Source organism: Streptomyces sp. NBC_01166 (assembly GCF_045039765.1).
GTDB lineage: Bacteria > Actinomycetota > Actinomycetes > Streptomycetales > Streptomycetaceae > Streptomyces.
Genome location: NZ_CP108613.1, coordinates 4,938,327 through 4,953,044, shown reverse-complemented (window position 1 = coordinate 4,953,044; position 14,718 = coordinate 4,938,327). Strand labels below are relative to the sequence as shown.

Below are 14,718 nucleotides of genomic sequence, written 5' to 3'. Positions count from 1 at the left end.
CGGACCCCGTCGGTATGGTCCAGCGCATGCCAGCCGAACGCACCCGTGAGCACACCGTGCCCGTCGCCGCCGCCCGCCGGCGCCGGCTGCGCGCGGACCATGCCCGGCTGCTGGCCGACCTGCTGCGCCACCAGGTGCGTACGGGCGGCTTCCCGGGCGGGGTGCTGCCCTTCGAGGACGCCATCGGCAGTGACTACCGCGTCTCCCGCAACACCGTCCGCCAGGCCCTTGACCTGCTCCGCGCCGAAGGCCTGGTGGAACGGCAGCCGGGCGTCGGCACCGTCGTCGTCAGCGAGCGGTACCCGCACCGCCTGGACCGGCTCCAGGGCCTGGCCGAGACCCTCCACGAACACGGCCGGGTCACCAACGAGGTCCGCACCGTCGGCCCCGTGCCCGCGCCGGGCCCCGTCGCGCGCCGGCTCGGGATCGCGGAGCACACCGACGTTCTCTACATCGAGCGGCGCCGGCTGCTGAACGGGCTGCCGCTGTCGCTCGACCTCACGTACATCCCGATGGACATCGGAGCCGGGCTGCTGGGGTGCGACCTGGAGAACACCGATGTCTTCCGGCTGCTGGAGTCCCTGACCGGCCGGCCGCTCGGCACCGCCGAGATCACCATGGAGGCCGTCAACGCCGACGCGCACTCCGCCGCCGTCCTGGAGACCCCGCAGGGCGCCGCCGTCCTGATGCTGGAACGCCTCACCCATCTCTGTGACGGGCGGCCCGTGGACCTGGAGTTCATCCGGTTCCGCGGTGACCGCATCAGCATGAGCGGCCTGCTGCACAGGTCCGACTGACCCCCCTCTTCCCCCTCTTTCCTGGAGACCGCCATGCCTCTGGCGCCCCAGCGGGCCGACGTGCCCGTGACCATCGACGAGTCCAAGTGCATCGACGGCTGCACCCTCTGCGTCGACATGTGCCCGCTCGACTCCCTGGCCATCCACCCGGACAGCGGCAAGGCCTACATGCACGTCGACGAGTGCTGGTACTGCGGCCCGTGCGCGGCCCGGTGTCCCACCGACGCGGTCACGGTCAACATGCCCTACCTCCTCCGGTGAAAGGCCACTCCTCCCATGCGACGAACGGCAAGCCGTACTGCCGGGGCCCTGCTGACCTCCGCACTGCTCGTCCCGCTCACGGCGGGCTGCGGCGGCGAGGCGAGCGCGGGTGACGACGACACGGTCACGGTGACCGTCGGCTATCAGTCCAGGACCATCAACACCGTCACGGCGGGCACCCTGCTGCGGTCGCTCGGCTACTTCGAGGACGAGCTGCGCGCCCGCGGGGAGCGCGACGGCGTCACGTACGAGGTGAAGTGGCAGGACTACGCGACCGGCGCCCCGATCACGGCCCAGATGACCGCGGGAAAGATCGACATCGGCTCGATGGGCGACTTCCCGCTGCTGATCAACGCGGCGCGCGGCAAGCAGCTGAACCGTCCGACCAAGCTGGTCTCGGTGACCGGCTACAACCTGCGCGGCGGCCTCAACACCGTGGTGACCGGCCCTGATTCCGGTCTCCGCTCCCTGGGAGACCTGCGCGGCAGGAAGGTCTCCACGAGCGTCGGTTCGGCCGCCGACGGGACGCTCGTCCGGGCGCTCCAGCAGGCCGGGCTCGACCCGGAGAAGGACATCCGCAAGCTCAACCAGCAGCCCGCCGTGGGGGCGTCGGCACTCCAGGCCGGCAGCGCCGACGCCCTGTCGCAGTTCGTGGCATGGCCCGGGCTGCTGGCCTTCCAGGGCAGGGCAAAGGCCCTCTACGACGGGGCGGAGCTGAATCTTCCGACCTTCCACGGTGTCACCGTCGTCGAGGACTTCGCGGAGAAGCGGCCCGCCGTGCTGGAGGACTTCCTCCGGGCACAGGGCCGGGCGACGGAGTATCTGCACGAGCACCCGGTGGCGGCCTCCGAGTCGGTGGCGAAGGCGACGGGGCTGCCCGCCGAGGTCGTCCACCTCTACAACGGCGCCCAGGGCATCGCCACGTTCGACACGACGGTGAAGCCCGCCCTGGTCTCGGCGCTCAAGAAGGACGTCCCGGTGCTGCGTTCGGCGAAGCTGGTCGGTGACGTGGACGTCGACGACTTCGTCGACGAGCGGTACGTGAAGCGGGTGTACGGCTCCGCCTACGCGAAGGCACGGGCCGCCGGCCCGCCCGCCGCGCGGGGCGGGGAGGTCTGGCTGAAGGGCGAGGACACCACAACGGCTTTCGCCACTCCCGCCGAGGTCCTGCGGTACGCCGCCGGGCACGCGGGCAAGGTCCGCGCCGCGTACGTCCCCGACGCGGGCACCGGCACCCTGTGGTTCGCGGACCGGGCCGTCTGGGTGTCGGACGGCCCGGAGCTGAGGCCGTACGTCACCGGAGCCGCGGCCCGCGCGGACGCCGCCGCGCACCCGGGCGCGCGTATCGTCCCGTACGCCACCGCGCTCGAACAGGCCCGCGCCTCATGAGGGGGCGGCGGTGGTCGGCCGCGCTGCGGGCCCTGTCGCTGGTGGCCGCGCTGGGTGTATGGCAGCTGCTGACCACCTACGACGTCAGTCTGTGGCTGCGCTTCGAGCAGTTCCCCACGGTGACCGATGTGGCCAGGGCGTTCGGGGACCGGCTCGGCGGCGACGCGTACTGGCAGGACCTCACCGACAGCCTGACCCGGATCGTCACCGGCTTCGCCCTGGCCGCCGTCCTCGGCATCACGGTCGGCACCGCCGTCGCACGGTCCCGGATCGCCTCGGACCTGCTGGGCCCCGTCCTCGAAGTGATCCGCCCGGTACCGGCGATCGCCCTGGTGCCCGTGGCGATCCTGCTCTTCCCCAGCAACGAACAGGGCATCGTCTTCATCACCTGCACCGCGGCGTTCTTCCCGGTCATGGTCTCCACCCGGCACGCGGTGCGGGCGCTCACCCCGGTGTGGGAGGAGGCGGTCCTGACCATGGGCGGCGGCCGGTGGCGGATCCTCGGCTCCGTCGTCCTGCCCGGCGCGCTCCCCGGCATCCTCGGCGGGCTCTCCGTCGGCATCGGGGTGTCGTGGATCTGTGTGATCTCCGCAGAGATGATCTCCGGCGAGTACGGGGTCGGCTACCGCACCTGGCAGGACTACACGGTCGTCGACTATCCGGGGGTCTTCGTCGGCATGGCCACGATCGGCCTGCTCGGGTGGATCACCTCGACGGCGGTGGAGCTGCTGGGCCGCCGGCTCACGCGGTGGCTGCCGCGTACGGAGAACCGTCCGCCGTCCCCCGTACGGCGCCGGAACCCGGTCGCTTCTCCGGCGGCGGTGCCGGTCCCCCTGTCGAAGGAGCGGGTGCACCCATGACCACCACCACGTCCCGAGGCGTCCGGCTCACCCTGCGCGGTGCCGTGCTCGGCAGGGCCGGGACCCCCGTCCTGGAGGGGATCGACCTCGATGTCGTACCCGGTGAGATCCTCGCCGTCGTCGGCCCCTCCGGCTGCGGCAAGTCCACGCTGCTGCGCACCCTGGCCGGGCTGCTGCCCGCCCTCGGGGGCGAGGTCGCCCAGGACGGTGAGGCGATCACCACGCCCCGCGCCGAGCGGGCCCTCGTCTTCCAGGACGACGCCCTGCTGCCGTGGCGCACGGTGCGGGCGAACGTCGAACTGCCCCTGGCCATCCGAGGGGTCGCACGGGCCGAACGCCGGACACGCGCCGAGTCATGGCTGGCCCGGGTCGGCCTGGACGGGCACGGCGCGAAGCTCCCGCACCGGATCTCCGGCGGTCAGCGCCAGCGCGTCCAGCTGGCCCGCGCTCTGGCGGCCGAGCCGCGCGCGGTCCTGATGGACGAGCCCTTCGGCGCCCTGGACGCCCAGACCAGGGCCGGGATGCAGCAACTGCTCGTCGACGTCCTGCACGGCACGGGCGCCACGGTCGTCTTCGTCACGCACGACGTGGACGAGGCGCTCTTCCTCGGTGACCGGGTCGCTCTGCTGCCCACCGGCCGCGTCCTGGACGTACCGCGTCCGCGCGAACGCGCCGCGCATGCCGACCCGGCGACCGTCGCGCTGCGCCGCGAGGTCCTCGAATCGCTCACTCCCGCCCACTGAAAGGCATGACCGTGCAGATCCCCGCCCTTACCGACGCCGAGGAACTCTCCTGCGACGTCCTGGTCGTCGGGGGCGGCACGGCCGGCACGATGGCCGCGCTCACCGCCGCCGAGCACGGCTCCTCCGTCCTGCTGCTGGAGAAGGCGCACGTCCGGCACTCGGGCGCCCTCGCCATGGGCATGGACGGCGTGAACAACGCGGTGATCCCGGGCCGGGCCGAACCCGACGACTACGTCGCCGAGATCACCCGGGCCAACGACGGCATCGTCGACCAGTCCACCGTCCGGCAGACCGCCGTGCGCGGCTACGGAATGGTGCGGCGGCTGGAGTCGTACGGGGTGAAGTTCGAGAAGGACGAGCACGGGGAGTACGCCGTCCGGCAGGTGCACCGCTCCGGCTCGTACGTCCTGCCTATGCCCGAGGGCAAGGACGTCAAGAAGGTCCTCTACCGGCAGTTGCGGCGCCGGGAGATGCGGGAGCGGATCCGCATCGAGAACCGGGTGATGCCCGTCCGGATCCTCACCGGTGACGACGGCAGGGCGATCGGGGCGGCGGCCTTCAACACCCGTACCGGAGCGTTCGTCACGGTCCGCGCCGGTGCCGTCGTGCTGGCCACCGGGCCGTGCGGCCGGCTCGGACTGCCCGCCTCCGGCTACCTCTACGGGACGTACGAGAACCCCACGAACGCGGGTGACGGCTACGCCATGGCGTACCACGCGGGCGCCGAGCTGACCGGGATCGAGTGCTTCCAGATCAACCCACTGATCAAGGACTACAACGGCCCGGCCTGCGCCTACGTCGCCAACCCGTTCGGCGGCTACCAGGTGAACCGGCACGGCGAGCGGTTCGTCGACTCCGACTACTGGTCGGGGCAGATGATGTCCGAGTTCGCGGCGGAGGTCGCCTCGGACCGGGGGCCGGTGTATCTGAAGCTGAGCCACCTCCCCGAGGAGTCCGTCAGCGCCCTGGAGGGCATCCTGCACACCACGGAACGGCCGACGCGCGGCACGTTCCACGCCAACCGGGGCCATGACTACCGCACCCACGACATCGAGATGCACATCTCCGAGATCGGCCTGTGCGGCGGCCACTCGGCCTCCGGCGTCCGCGTCGACGACCGGGCCCGCACGACGGTGCCGCGCCTGTACGCGGCCGGGGACCTGGCCTGCGTCCCGCACAACTACATGATCGGCGCGTTCGTCTACGGCGATCTGGCGGGCGCCGACGCCTCGCAGTACACGGCCTACGAGGGCGAGCTCCCCGCGGAACAGTTGCGCGAGGCCCACGAGCTGATCTACCGGCCGCTGCGCAACCCCGACGGCCCGCCGCAGACCCAGGTCGAGTACAAGCTGCGCCGGTTCGTGAACGACTACGTGGCACCGCCCAAGTCGGGGGCGCGGCTCTCGCTCGCCCTGGAGCACTTCGAGCGGATGCGCACGGACATCGGGGAGATGGGGGCGACCACCCCGCACGAGCTGATGCGGTGCGCGGAGGTGAGCTTCATCCGGGACTGCGCGGAGATGGCGGCGCGCTCCTCCCTGGCCCGCACGGAATCCCGCTGGGGGCTGTACCACGAGCGTACGGACCATCCGAAGCGCGACGACACGGGCTGGTTCCACCACCTGGACCTGCGTAAGTCCGCTTCGGGGGCGATGGAGTTCACAGCCCGGCCGGTGGCGCCCTATCTCGTGCCGGTGGACGGTTTCGACCCGGTGGGCGGGGTCTCGCGGGAGCTCGGCGAGGTCGAGGCGGAGCAGGTGGCGACGGCCGGGGCACGGGAGTCGGCCCCTTCCGGTTCGACGGCGCCCGTGCGCTCCGGGGCCTCCGCCTCGGCTTCGTCCGGCCCCTCTCCCCGCATCCTCGAACTCCTCGCGCTGGCCGAGGACCAGCCGGAGCTGCCGGACCTCGCCCCGTACCTGACCGACCCCGAACCGGCGGTCCGGCGGGCGGCGGTGGCGGCGCTCACCGAGTCGACGCCGGCGGGCGCGGGGCCCGCGCTGGCGGCGACGCTCGCGGACCCCGCTCCGTCGGTGCGGGCGGCTGCCGCCGCGTCCCTGCGGGAGCTGGTCGAGGTGCTGCCGGCCGAACGGGCCCTGCGCGAACCGCTGGTGGCGGCCCTGGGCTCGGACGACCCCGTCGTACGGTCCACGGCGCTGGACACCCTGCGGGCGCTGCGGCTGGGGGACGCGGAGCTGTTCGCGGGCACGCTCGGCGACCCCGACATCGACGTACGGGTCCACACGGTGAGCGCCCTCGTCTCGGTGGACGCGACCGGTCTGCTGGCCGGGGCCGTGGCCGACCCGTCCCGCGAGGTCCGGGTGGCCGTCGCCAAGGGGCTGGCGGCCACCCGCTCCCCCGGCCCGGAACCGCTGGCCCCGCTGCTGTCCGACCCGGACCCGCTGGTGCGGGCGGCGGCCCTGGCGGCGCTCGCGGCGACGGGGTGCCCGGAGCCGTATGCGGCTCAGGCCACCGCGGCGCTGACGGATCCGGCCTGGCAGGTCAGGGCGGGGGCCGCGACGGCGCTCTCCTCGGCCGGTCCTGTTCCGGCTGTCGCGGCGCTGGCGGGGGCGCTGGGTGACCCGAACGCCGACGTGCGCAAGGCCGGGGTGCTGGCCCTGCTCCACCACACGGCCCACGGGGCGGCACGGGAGGCCCTGGCCGGGGTACTCACGGACCCCGACGCGGACGTGCGCGCGTACGCGGCGCGGGGGGTGGTGGTCAACGACGCGTGACTCGCTCACACGTTTGAGCGGCCATGATCGGTTCTCGCCGGATACGCTGAACGGGCCCGCGAGACTTCGTCCCATGGGAGCACTGATGAGCATCGAACCCGAGGCCCCCGAGCCGCGGTGGGCGGTCCCGCCCGTGGGCGGCTGGACCGCCGATGACCTGGACACACTCCCGAATCTGCCTCCGCATACGGAGCTGATCGACGGGAGCCTTGTTTTTGTGAGTCCGCAGACCGTTTTCCATGAGCGTGCCATCGACTACCTGAAGTGGCAGTTGCAGTCGCTCGCACCGCTCGACCTGGAAGTCTTTCGCGAGTTCACCATCGACGTCGACTTCCAGAACCGGCCCGAACCGGATGTCGTCGTGGTGCGTGCGGACGCGGTCGAGAGTCTGCGACAGACGCGGTTCCCCGCGAGCAGTGTGCTGCTGGCGATCGAGGTCGTCTCCGACGAGTCCGTCACCCGTGACCGGGAGACCAAGCCCGTGAAGTACGCGCGGGCGAAGATCCCCCACTACTGGCGGGTGGAGAACCAGGACGGCCGGGCGGTGGTCTACGTCTTCGAGCTGGAACCCGCGACCGGCGCCTACACGTCCACGGGGATCTTCCACGACCGGATGAAGGTCTCGATGCCCTTCACCGTGGATCTCGACCTGACCGCGATCGTCTCCCGCCGCCGGGCGGCAGACCCTCGCTGACGCACGCACCGCCCCGGCTCACTCGAACTCCGGCGGCTCCTCGTCCCAGCCGAACTCCGGGTCCGCGTCCTGGGCCGGGGTCCGAGTGGGAGGCACCGGGGCCGGAGCCGCTTCCGCTGCCGGAGCGGCCGACGGGCCCGCTTCTCCCAGTCCGGCCAGCACCTCCAGCACTCCTTCGCCGTACGTCGCCAGCTTCTTCTCGCCGAGGCCGCTGACCCCGCCCAGCTCCGTCAAGGAGCCGGGGCGCAGGGCGGCGATCTCGCGCAGCGTGGCGTCGTGGAAGATCACGTACGCCGGGAGGCCCAGTTCCTTCGCCTGGGCGCCGCGCCAGGCGCGCAGCGCCTCGAAGACCGGGACGGCCTCCGCCGGCAGGTCGGGCACGGCCGCCGCCGACTTGGCCTTGCGCTCGCCCGAGCCGCCGGACCGCGTCGTGGGCCTCTTCGGCTCCTTGCGCAGCAGCACCTCCCGCTCCCGGCCGAGCACGGAACCGCTCTCCTCGGTCAGCACCAGCGTGCCGTACTCACCCTCGACGGCGAGCAGCCCCTGGGCGAGGAGCTGGCGCACCACGCCCCGCCACTCCGCCTCGGCGAGCTCCTCGCCGATACCGAAGACCGAGAGCTGGTCGTGGTCGAACTGGATGACCTTGGCCGTGCGACGGCCCAGCAGGATGTCGATGATCTGGCCGGCCCCGAACTTCTGGTTCCGCTCCCGCTTCAGCCGGACCACGGTGGACAGCAGCTTCTGGGCTACCACGGTGCCGTCCCAGGTCTCGGGCGGGCTGAGGCACGTGTCGCAGTTCCCGCAGGCCTGCTCACCGGGCTCCTGGCCGAAGTACGTGAGGAGCTGGGCCCGGCGGCACTGGACGGTCTCGCAGAGCGCCAGCATCGAGTCCAGGTGCGCGGCCGCGCGCCGCCGGAAGGCCTCGTCGCCCTCGCCGCCCTGGATCAGCTTGCGCTGCTGGACGACGTCCTGGAGGCCGTACGCCATCCAGGCCGTGGACGGTGCTCCGTCACGGCCGGCGCGGCCGGTCTCCTGGTAATACCCCTCGACGGACTTGGGCAGGTCGAGGTGGGCGACGAAACGCACGTCGGGCTTGTCGATGCCCATGCCGAACGCGATGGTCGCGACGACGACCAGACCCTCCTCGCGCAGGAAGCGCGACTGGTGGGCAGCACGCGTGCCGGCGTCCAGACCCGCGTGGTACGGCACGGCCTCGATGCCGTTGCGGCAGAGGTACTCGGCGGTCTTCTCCGTGGAGTTGCGCGAGAGGCAGTAGACGATCCCGGCGTCCCCCGCGTGCTCCTCCTTCAGGAAGGTCAGCAGCTGCCTCTTCGGGTCGGACTTCCCCACGACGCGGTACTGGATGTTCGGCCGGTCGAAGCTGGCCACGAAGTGCCTGGCGTCGGGCATGCCCAGCCGCTGGGTGATCTCCCGGTGCGTGGCATCGGTCGCCGTGGCCGTCAGCGCGATACGGGGTACGTCGGGCCACCGCTCGCCCAGCACGGACAGGGCCAGGTAGTCGGGGCGGAAGTCGTGGCCCCACTGGGCGACGCAGTGGGCCTCGTCGATGGCGAAGACGGAGATCTCGCCGCGGGCCAGCAGCGCGAGCGTCGAATCGAGGCGCAGTCGCTCGGGGGCCAGATACAGCACGTCGAGCTCACCGGCGACGAACTGGGCCTCCATCGAGCGGCGCTCGTCGAAGTCCTGCGTGGAGTTCATGAAGCCCGCGCGGACCCCCAGCGCGCGCAGGGCGTCCACCTGGTCCTGCATGAGCGCGATCAGCGGGGAGATCACGACACCGGTGCCGGGCCTGACGAGGGCGGGGATCTGGTAGCAGAGGGACTTGCCGCCGCCGGTGGGCATGAGCACCACCGCGTCGCCGCCCTCGACGACATGCTCGATCACCGCGCCCTGCTCGCCGCGGAACGCCTCGTAACCGAACACCCGGTGCAGCGTCTGCTGTGCAGCGCTCTCGGTCGTCACACTCATGGTCGCGCCCGTCCGTCCGTCTTCACCCGTCACCGGCAACCATAGGCGCCGCCTACGACAACGCCGGACGGGCTTGACTTTCCAAGGCCCGTCCGGCGTCGCAGCGCGTTCGTCCGGTTACCGCACGAACACCCCCGCCTGACTCGCCAGGTCGAGGAAGTACTGCGGGGCGAGGCCGAGGACCAGGGTCACGGCGACCCCGACGGCGATCGTGGTCATCGTCAGCGGGGACGGGACGGCGACCGTCGGGCCGTCCGCCTTCGGCTCGCTGAAGAACATCAGGACGATGACCCGGATGTAGAAGAACGCGGCGATGGCCGACGAGATCACACCGATCACGACGAGGCCGCCCGCGCCGCCGTCCGCCGCCGCCTTGAAAACGGCGAACTTGCCGGAGAAGCCCGAGGTGAGCGGGATGCCGGCGAAGGACAGCAGGAACACCGCGAAGACCGCCGCGGTCAGCGGCGAGCGCCGGCCGAGACCGGCCCACTTCGACAGATGGGTCGCCTCGCCGCCCGCGTCCCGCACCAGGGTGACGACGGCGAAGGCGCCGACGGTCACGAAGGAGTACACCCCGAGGTAGAAGAGGACCGAGGAGACGCCCTCCGGGCTGGCCGCGATGACACCGGCGAGGATGAAGCCCGCGTGTGCGATCGAGGAGTAGGCCAGGAGCCGCTTGATGTCGGTCTGGGTGATCGCGACGATCGCTCCGCCCAGCATCGTGACGATCGCGACACCCCACATGACGGGACGCAGGTCCCAGGTGAGGCCGGGCAGCACCACGTACAGCAGGCGCAGCAGCGCGCCGAACGCGGCGACCTTCGTGGCGGCCGCCATGAAGCCGGTGACCGGGGTCGGGGCTCCCTGGTAGACGTCCGGGGTCCACATGTGGAACGGGACCGCGCCGACCTTGAAGAGGAGGCCCATGAGGATCATCGCGCCGCCGATCAGCAGCAGCGCGTCGTTGCCCATGGTGGAGGCGAGCGCCGGGTCGATCTGCTGGACGCTGCCGTCCACGACGTTCGCGATTCCCGCGTACGAGACGGTGCCCGCGTATCCGTAGAGCAGGGCGATCCCGAAGAGCAGGAAGGCCGAGGAGAAGGCGCCGAGCAGGAAGTACTTCACGGCGGCCTCCTGCGACATCAGCCGCTTGCGGCGGGCGACGGCGCAGAGGAGGTAGAGCGGGAGCGAGAAGACCTCGAGCGCCACGAAGAGCGTCAGGAGGTCGTTGGCCGCCGGGAAGACCAGCATGCCCGCCACGGAGAAGAGGGCCAGCGGGAAGACCTCGGTGGTGGTGAATCCGGCCCTGACCGCGGCCTTCTCCCCCTCGCTGCCGGGCACCGAACCGGCCTGGGCGGCGAAGGAGTCCACGCGGTTGCCGTGCGAGGCCGGATCGAGGCGCCGCTCGGCGAACGTGAAGACGGAGACCATGGAGACCAGCAGGATGGTGCCCTGGAGGAACAGGGCGGGTCCGTCGACGGCGACGGCGCCCATCGCGGCGATGTGCGCGTTCTTCGTGGCGTACCCGTCGGCGGCGAGTCCCACCACCGCGGCGAACGCGGCGGCGATCGCGACCACCGTCAGGAGCACCTGGGTGGTGTAGCGGGCCCGTCGCGGGACGAACGCCTCCACCAGGATCCCGATGACTGCGGCACCGACCACGATCAGGACGGGTGCCAGCTGGGCGTACTCGATGGTCGGCGCGGTGAACTTGTCGCCCGGGGCAGCCGATGTCACCTCGCCCGCCGTCGTCCACAGGCTGTGGACAGCTGTTGCGCTCACTTGGCGGCCTCCACCTCGGGCTGGGGGTCCTTCTTCTGTACGTCGTGCATGGTGTGCTGGACCGCCGGGTTGACGACCTCGGTGAGCGGCTTCGGGAAGACGCCCAGGAAGATCAGCAGGGCGATCAGCGGAAGGGCCACCGCCAGCTCACGGACCTTGAGGTCGGGCATGCCCCCGATCCCCTCCCTGACCGGTCCCGTCATCGTCCGCTGGTAGAGGACGAGGACGTAGAGCGCGGCGAGCACGATGCCGACGGTGGCGATGATCCCGGCCACCGGGTACGCGCTGAACGCTCCGACCAGGACCAGGAACTCACTGACGAACGGGGCGAGGCCGGGCAGCGAGAGCGTGGCCAGGCCGCCGATGAGGAAGGTTCCCGCCAGGACGGGCGCCACCTTCTGCACCCCGCCGTAGTCGGAGATGAGACGGGAACCCCGCCGGGTGATCAGGAATCCGGCGACCAGCATCAGCGCGGCCGTCGAGAGCCCGTGGTTGACCATGTAGAGCGTGGCGCCCGACTGGCCCTGGCTGGTCATCGCGAAGATGCCGAGCACGATGAAGCCGAAGTGGGAGATCGACGCGTAGGCGATGAGCCGCTTGATGTCGCGCTGGCCGACGGCGAGCAGGGCGCCGTAGACGATGGAGATCAGCGCCAGGACGATGATCACCGGCGTCGCCCACTTGCTGGCCTCCGGGAACAGCTGGAGGCAGAAGCGGAGCATCGCGAAGGTGCCGACCTTGTCGACGACCGCGGTGATCAGGACGGCGACCGGCGTGGTCGCCTCCCCCATGGCGTTGGGCAGCCAGGTGTGCAGCGGCCACAGCGGGGCCTTCACCGCGAAGGCGAAGAAGAACCCGAGGAACAGCCACCGCTCGGTGGAGGTCGCCATGTCCAGTGACCCGTTGGCCCGGGCCTCGGCGATCTCGGAGAGCGAGAAGCTCCCCGCGACGACGTAGAGCCCGATGACGGCCGCCAGCATGATGAGCCCGCCGACGAGGTTGTACAGGAGGAACTTCACGGCCGCGTAGCTGCGCTGCGCCGCGGCGTTCTCGTCGCTGCCCGCGTGCGCCCGGTCCCCGAAGCCGCCGATGAGGAAGTACATCGGGATGAGCATGGCTTCGAAGAGGATGTAGAAGAGGAAGACGTCGGTGGCCACGAAGGAGAGGACCACCATCGCTTCCACCATCAGGATCAGGGCGAAGAAGCCCTGGGTCGGCCGCCAGCGGCTGGAGTTGGTCTCCAGGGGATCTGCGTCGTGCCAGCCGGCCAGGATGACGAAGGGGATCAGCAGCGCGGTGAGCGCGAGGAGCGCCACCCCGATGCCGTCGACGCCCAGTTCGTAACGGACGCCGAAGTCCTTGATCCAGGCGTGCGATTCGGTGAGCTGGTAGCGGTCGCCGCCCGGTTCGAAGCGGGCGAACACGATGCCGGCCAGGACGAGCGTCGCCAGCGAGACGACCAGGGCGAGCCACTTGGCCGCGGTGCGCCGGGCGGCCGGGACGGCGGCGGTGGCGATCGCGCCGATCGCCGGGAGCGCCGCCGTCGCTGTCAGGAGGGGAAAGGACATGGGATCAGACCGCCCTCATCAGCAGGGTCGCGGCGATGAGGACCGCCGCACCGCCGAACATCGAGACCGCGTAGGAGCGGGCATAGCCGTTCTGCAGCTTGCGCAGCCGGCCGGACAGCCCGCCCATCGAGGCGGCCGTGCCGTTGACGACACCGTCGACCAGGGTGTGGTCGACGTAGACCAGGGAGCGGGTGAGGTGTTCGCCGCCGCGGACCAGGACCACGTGGTTGAAGTCGTCCTGGAGGAGATCCCGGCGGGCCGCCCTGGTGAGCAGGGAGCCGCGCGGGGCGACGGCGGGCACGGGCTTGCGCCCGTACATGGCCCAGGCGATGGCGACACCGATGACGAGCACCACCATGGTGGCGGCGGTGACGGTGGTCGCGCTGACCGGGGCGTGTCCGTGGTCGTGTCCGGTGACGGGCTCCAGCCAGTGCATGAAGCGGTCCCCGATGGAGAAGAAGCCTCCGGCGAAGACCGACCCGAAGGCCAGCACGATCATCGGGATCGTCATCGACTTCGGTGACTCGTGCGGATGCGGCTCGTGACCTTCGGCGTCCGGCACCCAGCGCTTCTCGCCGAAGAACGTCAGCAGCATCACGCGCGTCATGTAGAAGGCGGTGATCGCGGCGCCCAGCAGGGTGACGGAGCCGAGGATCCAGCCCTCGGTGCCACCCTTGGCGAAGGCCGCCTCGATGATCATGTCCTTGGAGAAGAACCCGGACAGACCCGGGAAGCCGATGATCGCGAGATAGCCGAGGCCGAAGGTGACGAAGGTGACCGGCATGTACTTCCGCAGGCCGCCGTACTTCCGCATGTCCACCTCGTCGTTCATGCCGTGCATGACCGAACCGGCGCCGAGGAAGAGCCCGGCCTTGAAGAAGCCGTGCGTCACGAGGTGCATGATCGCGAAGACGTAGCCGATGGGGCCGAGGCCCGCGGCGAGGATCATGTAGCCGATCTGCGACATCGTCGACCCGGCGAGGGCCTTCTTGATGTCGTCCTTCGCGCAACCGACGATCGCACCGAAGATCAGCGTGACCGCGCCGACGACCACGACGACCAGCTGGGCGTCGGGGGCCCCGTTGAAGATCGCGCCGGACCGGACGATGAGGTAGACGCCCGCGGTGACCATGGTGGCGGCGTGGATGAGGGCCGAGACCGGGGTCGGGCCCTCCATCGCGTCACCGAGCCAGGACTGCAGCGGTACCTGGGCCGACTTGCCGCAGGCGGCGAGGAGCAGCATCAGGCCGATGGCGGTGAGCTTGCCCTCGCTCGTGTCGCCGGTCGCCTCGAGCACCGGTCCGAAGGCGAACGTGCCGAAGGTGGTGAACATCAGCATGATCGCGATGGACAGGCCCATGTCGCCGACCCGGTTGACCAGGAAGGCCTTCTTGGCGGCGGTGGCCGCGCTGGGCTTGTGCTGCCAGAAACCGATGAGCAGGTACGACGCCAGACCGACGCCCTCCCACCCGACGTACAGCAGGAGGTAGTTGTCGGCGATGACCAGGATGAGCATCGCCGCGAGGAAGAGATTCAGATAGCCGAAGAAGCGGCGGCGGCGCTCGTCGTGCTCCATGTAGCCGATGGAGTAGATGTGGATCAGCGTGCCCACACCCGTGATCAGCAGGACGAACGTCATCGACAGCTGGTCGAGCTGGAAGGCCACGTCGGCCTGGAACCCCTCGACGGGGATCCAGCTGAACAGCTTCTGGTGCAGGGCGCGGTCCTCGGCGCCCTTGCCGAGCATGTCGGTGAAGAGCACGACACCGATGACGAACGACGCGGCGGCGAGCACTGTGCCGATCCAGTGTCCGGCCCGGTCGAGCCGACGGCCGCCGCAGAGCAGGACCGCCGCTCCGAGCAGGGGCGCCGCGACCAGCAGCGCAATCAGGTTTTCCACGAT

11 protein-coding genes are annotated in these 14,718 nt (G+C 70.9%); 7 read left to right on the top strand and 4 right to left on the bottom strand.

From position 1 onward, the window contains the following. Positions 1 to 26: 26 nt before the first annotated feature. The 7 genes from OG379_RS22835 (at position 27) to OG379_RS22805 (ending at position 7,476) form a co-directional block, all read left to right on the top strand. Entirely contained in the window at positions 27 to 797 is a 771-nt protein-coding gene (locus OG379_RS22835; protein ID WP_393757802.1) for a GntR family transcriptional regulator, read from the top strand. A gap of 33 nt (positions 798 to 830) precedes the next feature. Beyond that, positions 831 to 1,058 carry a ferredoxin family protein gene (locus OG379_RS22830; protein ID WP_033297536.1) on the top strand — a complete coding sequence of 76 codons (228 nt, stop codon included), beginning with the start codon at positions 831 to 833 and terminating at the stop codon, positions 1,056 to 1,058. Positions 1,059 to 1,073: 15 nt separating this feature from the next. Beyond that, complete coding sequence (locus OG379_RS22825) at positions 1,074 to 2,447, top strand: ABC transporter substrate-binding protein (RefSeq protein ID WP_405664940.1); 1,374 nt, start codon at positions 1,074 to 1,076, stop codon at positions 2,445 to 2,447. Continuing rightward, complete coding sequence (locus OG379_RS22820) at positions 2,444 to 3,307, top strand: ABC transporter permease (RefSeq protein WP_405664939.1); 864 nt, start codon at positions 2,444 to 2,446, stop codon at positions 3,305 to 3,307. The genes OG379_RS22825 and OG379_RS22820 overlap by 4 nt, the downstream gene beginning before the upstream one ends. Next, on the top strand, positions 3,304 to 4,050 hold the full coding sequence (locus tag OG379_RS22815; RefSeq protein WP_405664938.1) for an ABC transporter ATP-binding protein: 747 nt from the start codon (positions 3,304 to 3,306) through the stop codon (positions 4,048 to 4,050). The genes OG379_RS22820 and OG379_RS22815 overlap by 4 nt, the downstream gene beginning before the upstream one ends. A gap of 5 nt (positions 4,051 to 4,055) precedes the next feature. Beyond that, a complete protein-coding gene (locus OG379_RS22810) occupies positions 4,056 to 6,782 on the top strand; it encodes a fumarate reductase/succinate dehydrogenase flavoprotein subunit (protein WP_405664937.1) in 2,727 nt (908 codons plus the stop codon). 85 nt (positions 6,783 to 6,867) lie between these two features. Beyond that, entirely contained in the window at positions 6,868 to 7,476 is a 609-nt protein-coding gene (locus OG379_RS22805; protein ID WP_405664936.1) for a Uma2 family endonuclease, read from the top strand. Positions 7,477 to 7,494: 18 nt separating this feature from the next. Here the strand turns inward: OG379_RS22805 and recQ are convergent, their stop codons facing one another. The 4 genes from recQ to nuoL all read right to left on the bottom strand — a co-directional run bounded on the left by recQ (position 7,495) and on the right by nuoL (position 14,715). Beyond that, positions 7,495 to 9,465: a DNA helicase RecQ gene (recQ, locus tag OG379_RS22800; protein ID WP_405664935.1), complete on the bottom strand. Its 1,971-nt coding sequence runs from the start codon at positions 9,463 to 9,465 to the stop codon at positions 7,495 to 7,497. 117 nt (positions 9,466 to 9,582) lie between these two features. Next, positions 9,583 to 11,247, bottom strand: a complete 1,665-nt coding sequence (nuoN, locus tag OG379_RS22795; protein WP_405664934.1) for an NADH-quinone oxidoreductase subunit NuoN — start codon at positions 11,245 to 11,247, stop codon at positions 9,583 to 9,585. Beyond that, the gene (locus OG379_RS22790; RefSeq protein ID WP_393757785.1) at positions 11,244 to 12,815 is read right to left on the bottom strand and encodes an NADH-quinone oxidoreductase subunit M; all 1,572 of its coding nucleotides are present in this window, start codon (positions 12,813 to 12,815) and stop codon (positions 11,244 to 11,246) included. The genes nuoN and OG379_RS22790 overlap by 4 nt, the downstream gene beginning before the upstream one ends. 4 nt (positions 12,816 to 12,819) lie before the next feature. Further along, on the bottom strand, positions 12,820 to 14,715 hold the full coding sequence (nuoL, locus tag OG379_RS22785) for an NADH-quinone oxidoreductase subunit L (RefSeq protein ID WP_405664933.1): 1,896 nt from the start codon (positions 14,713 to 14,715) through the stop codon (positions 12,820 to 12,822). Between the last annotated feature and the right edge of the window lie 3 nt (positions 14,716 to 14,718).

Excerpts from the sequence above, each read along its gene's own strand:
- OG379_RS22835 (WP_393757802.1), top strand. The coding sequence starts at position 27 with ATGCCAGCCGAACGCACCCGTGAGCACACCGTGCCCGTCGCCGCCGCC.
- OG379_RS22830 (WP_033297536.1), top strand. The coding sequence starts at position 831 with ATGCCTCTGGCGCCCCAGCGGGCCGACGTGCCCGTGACCATCGACGAG.
- OG379_RS22825 (WP_405664940.1), top strand. The coding sequence starts at position 1,074 with ATGCGACGAACGGCAAGCCGTACTGCCGGGGCCCTGCTGACCTCCGCA.
- OG379_RS22820 (WP_405664939.1), top strand. The coding sequence starts at position 2,444 with ATGAGGGGGCGGCGGTGGTCGGCCGCGCTGCGGGCCCTGTCGCTGGTG.
- OG379_RS22815 (WP_405664938.1), top strand. The coding sequence starts at position 3,304 with ATGACCACCACCACGTCCCGAGGCGTCCGGCTCACCCTGCGCGGTGCC.
- OG379_RS22810 (WP_405664937.1), top strand. The coding sequence starts at position 4,056 with ATGACCGTGCAGATCCCCGCCCTTACCGACGCCGAGGAACTCTCCTGC.
- OG379_RS22805 (WP_405664936.1), top strand. The coding sequence starts at position 6,868 with ATGAGCATCGAACCCGAGGCCCCCGAGCCGCGGTGGGCGGTCCCGCCC.
- recQ (WP_405664935.1), bottom strand. The coding sequence starts at position 9,465 with ATGAGTGTGACGACCGAGAGCGCTGCACAGCAGACGCTGCACCGGGTG.
- OG379_RS22790 (WP_393757785.1), bottom strand. The coding sequence starts at position 12,815 with ATGTCCTTTCCCCTCCTGACAGCGACGGCGGCGCTCCCGGCGATCGGC.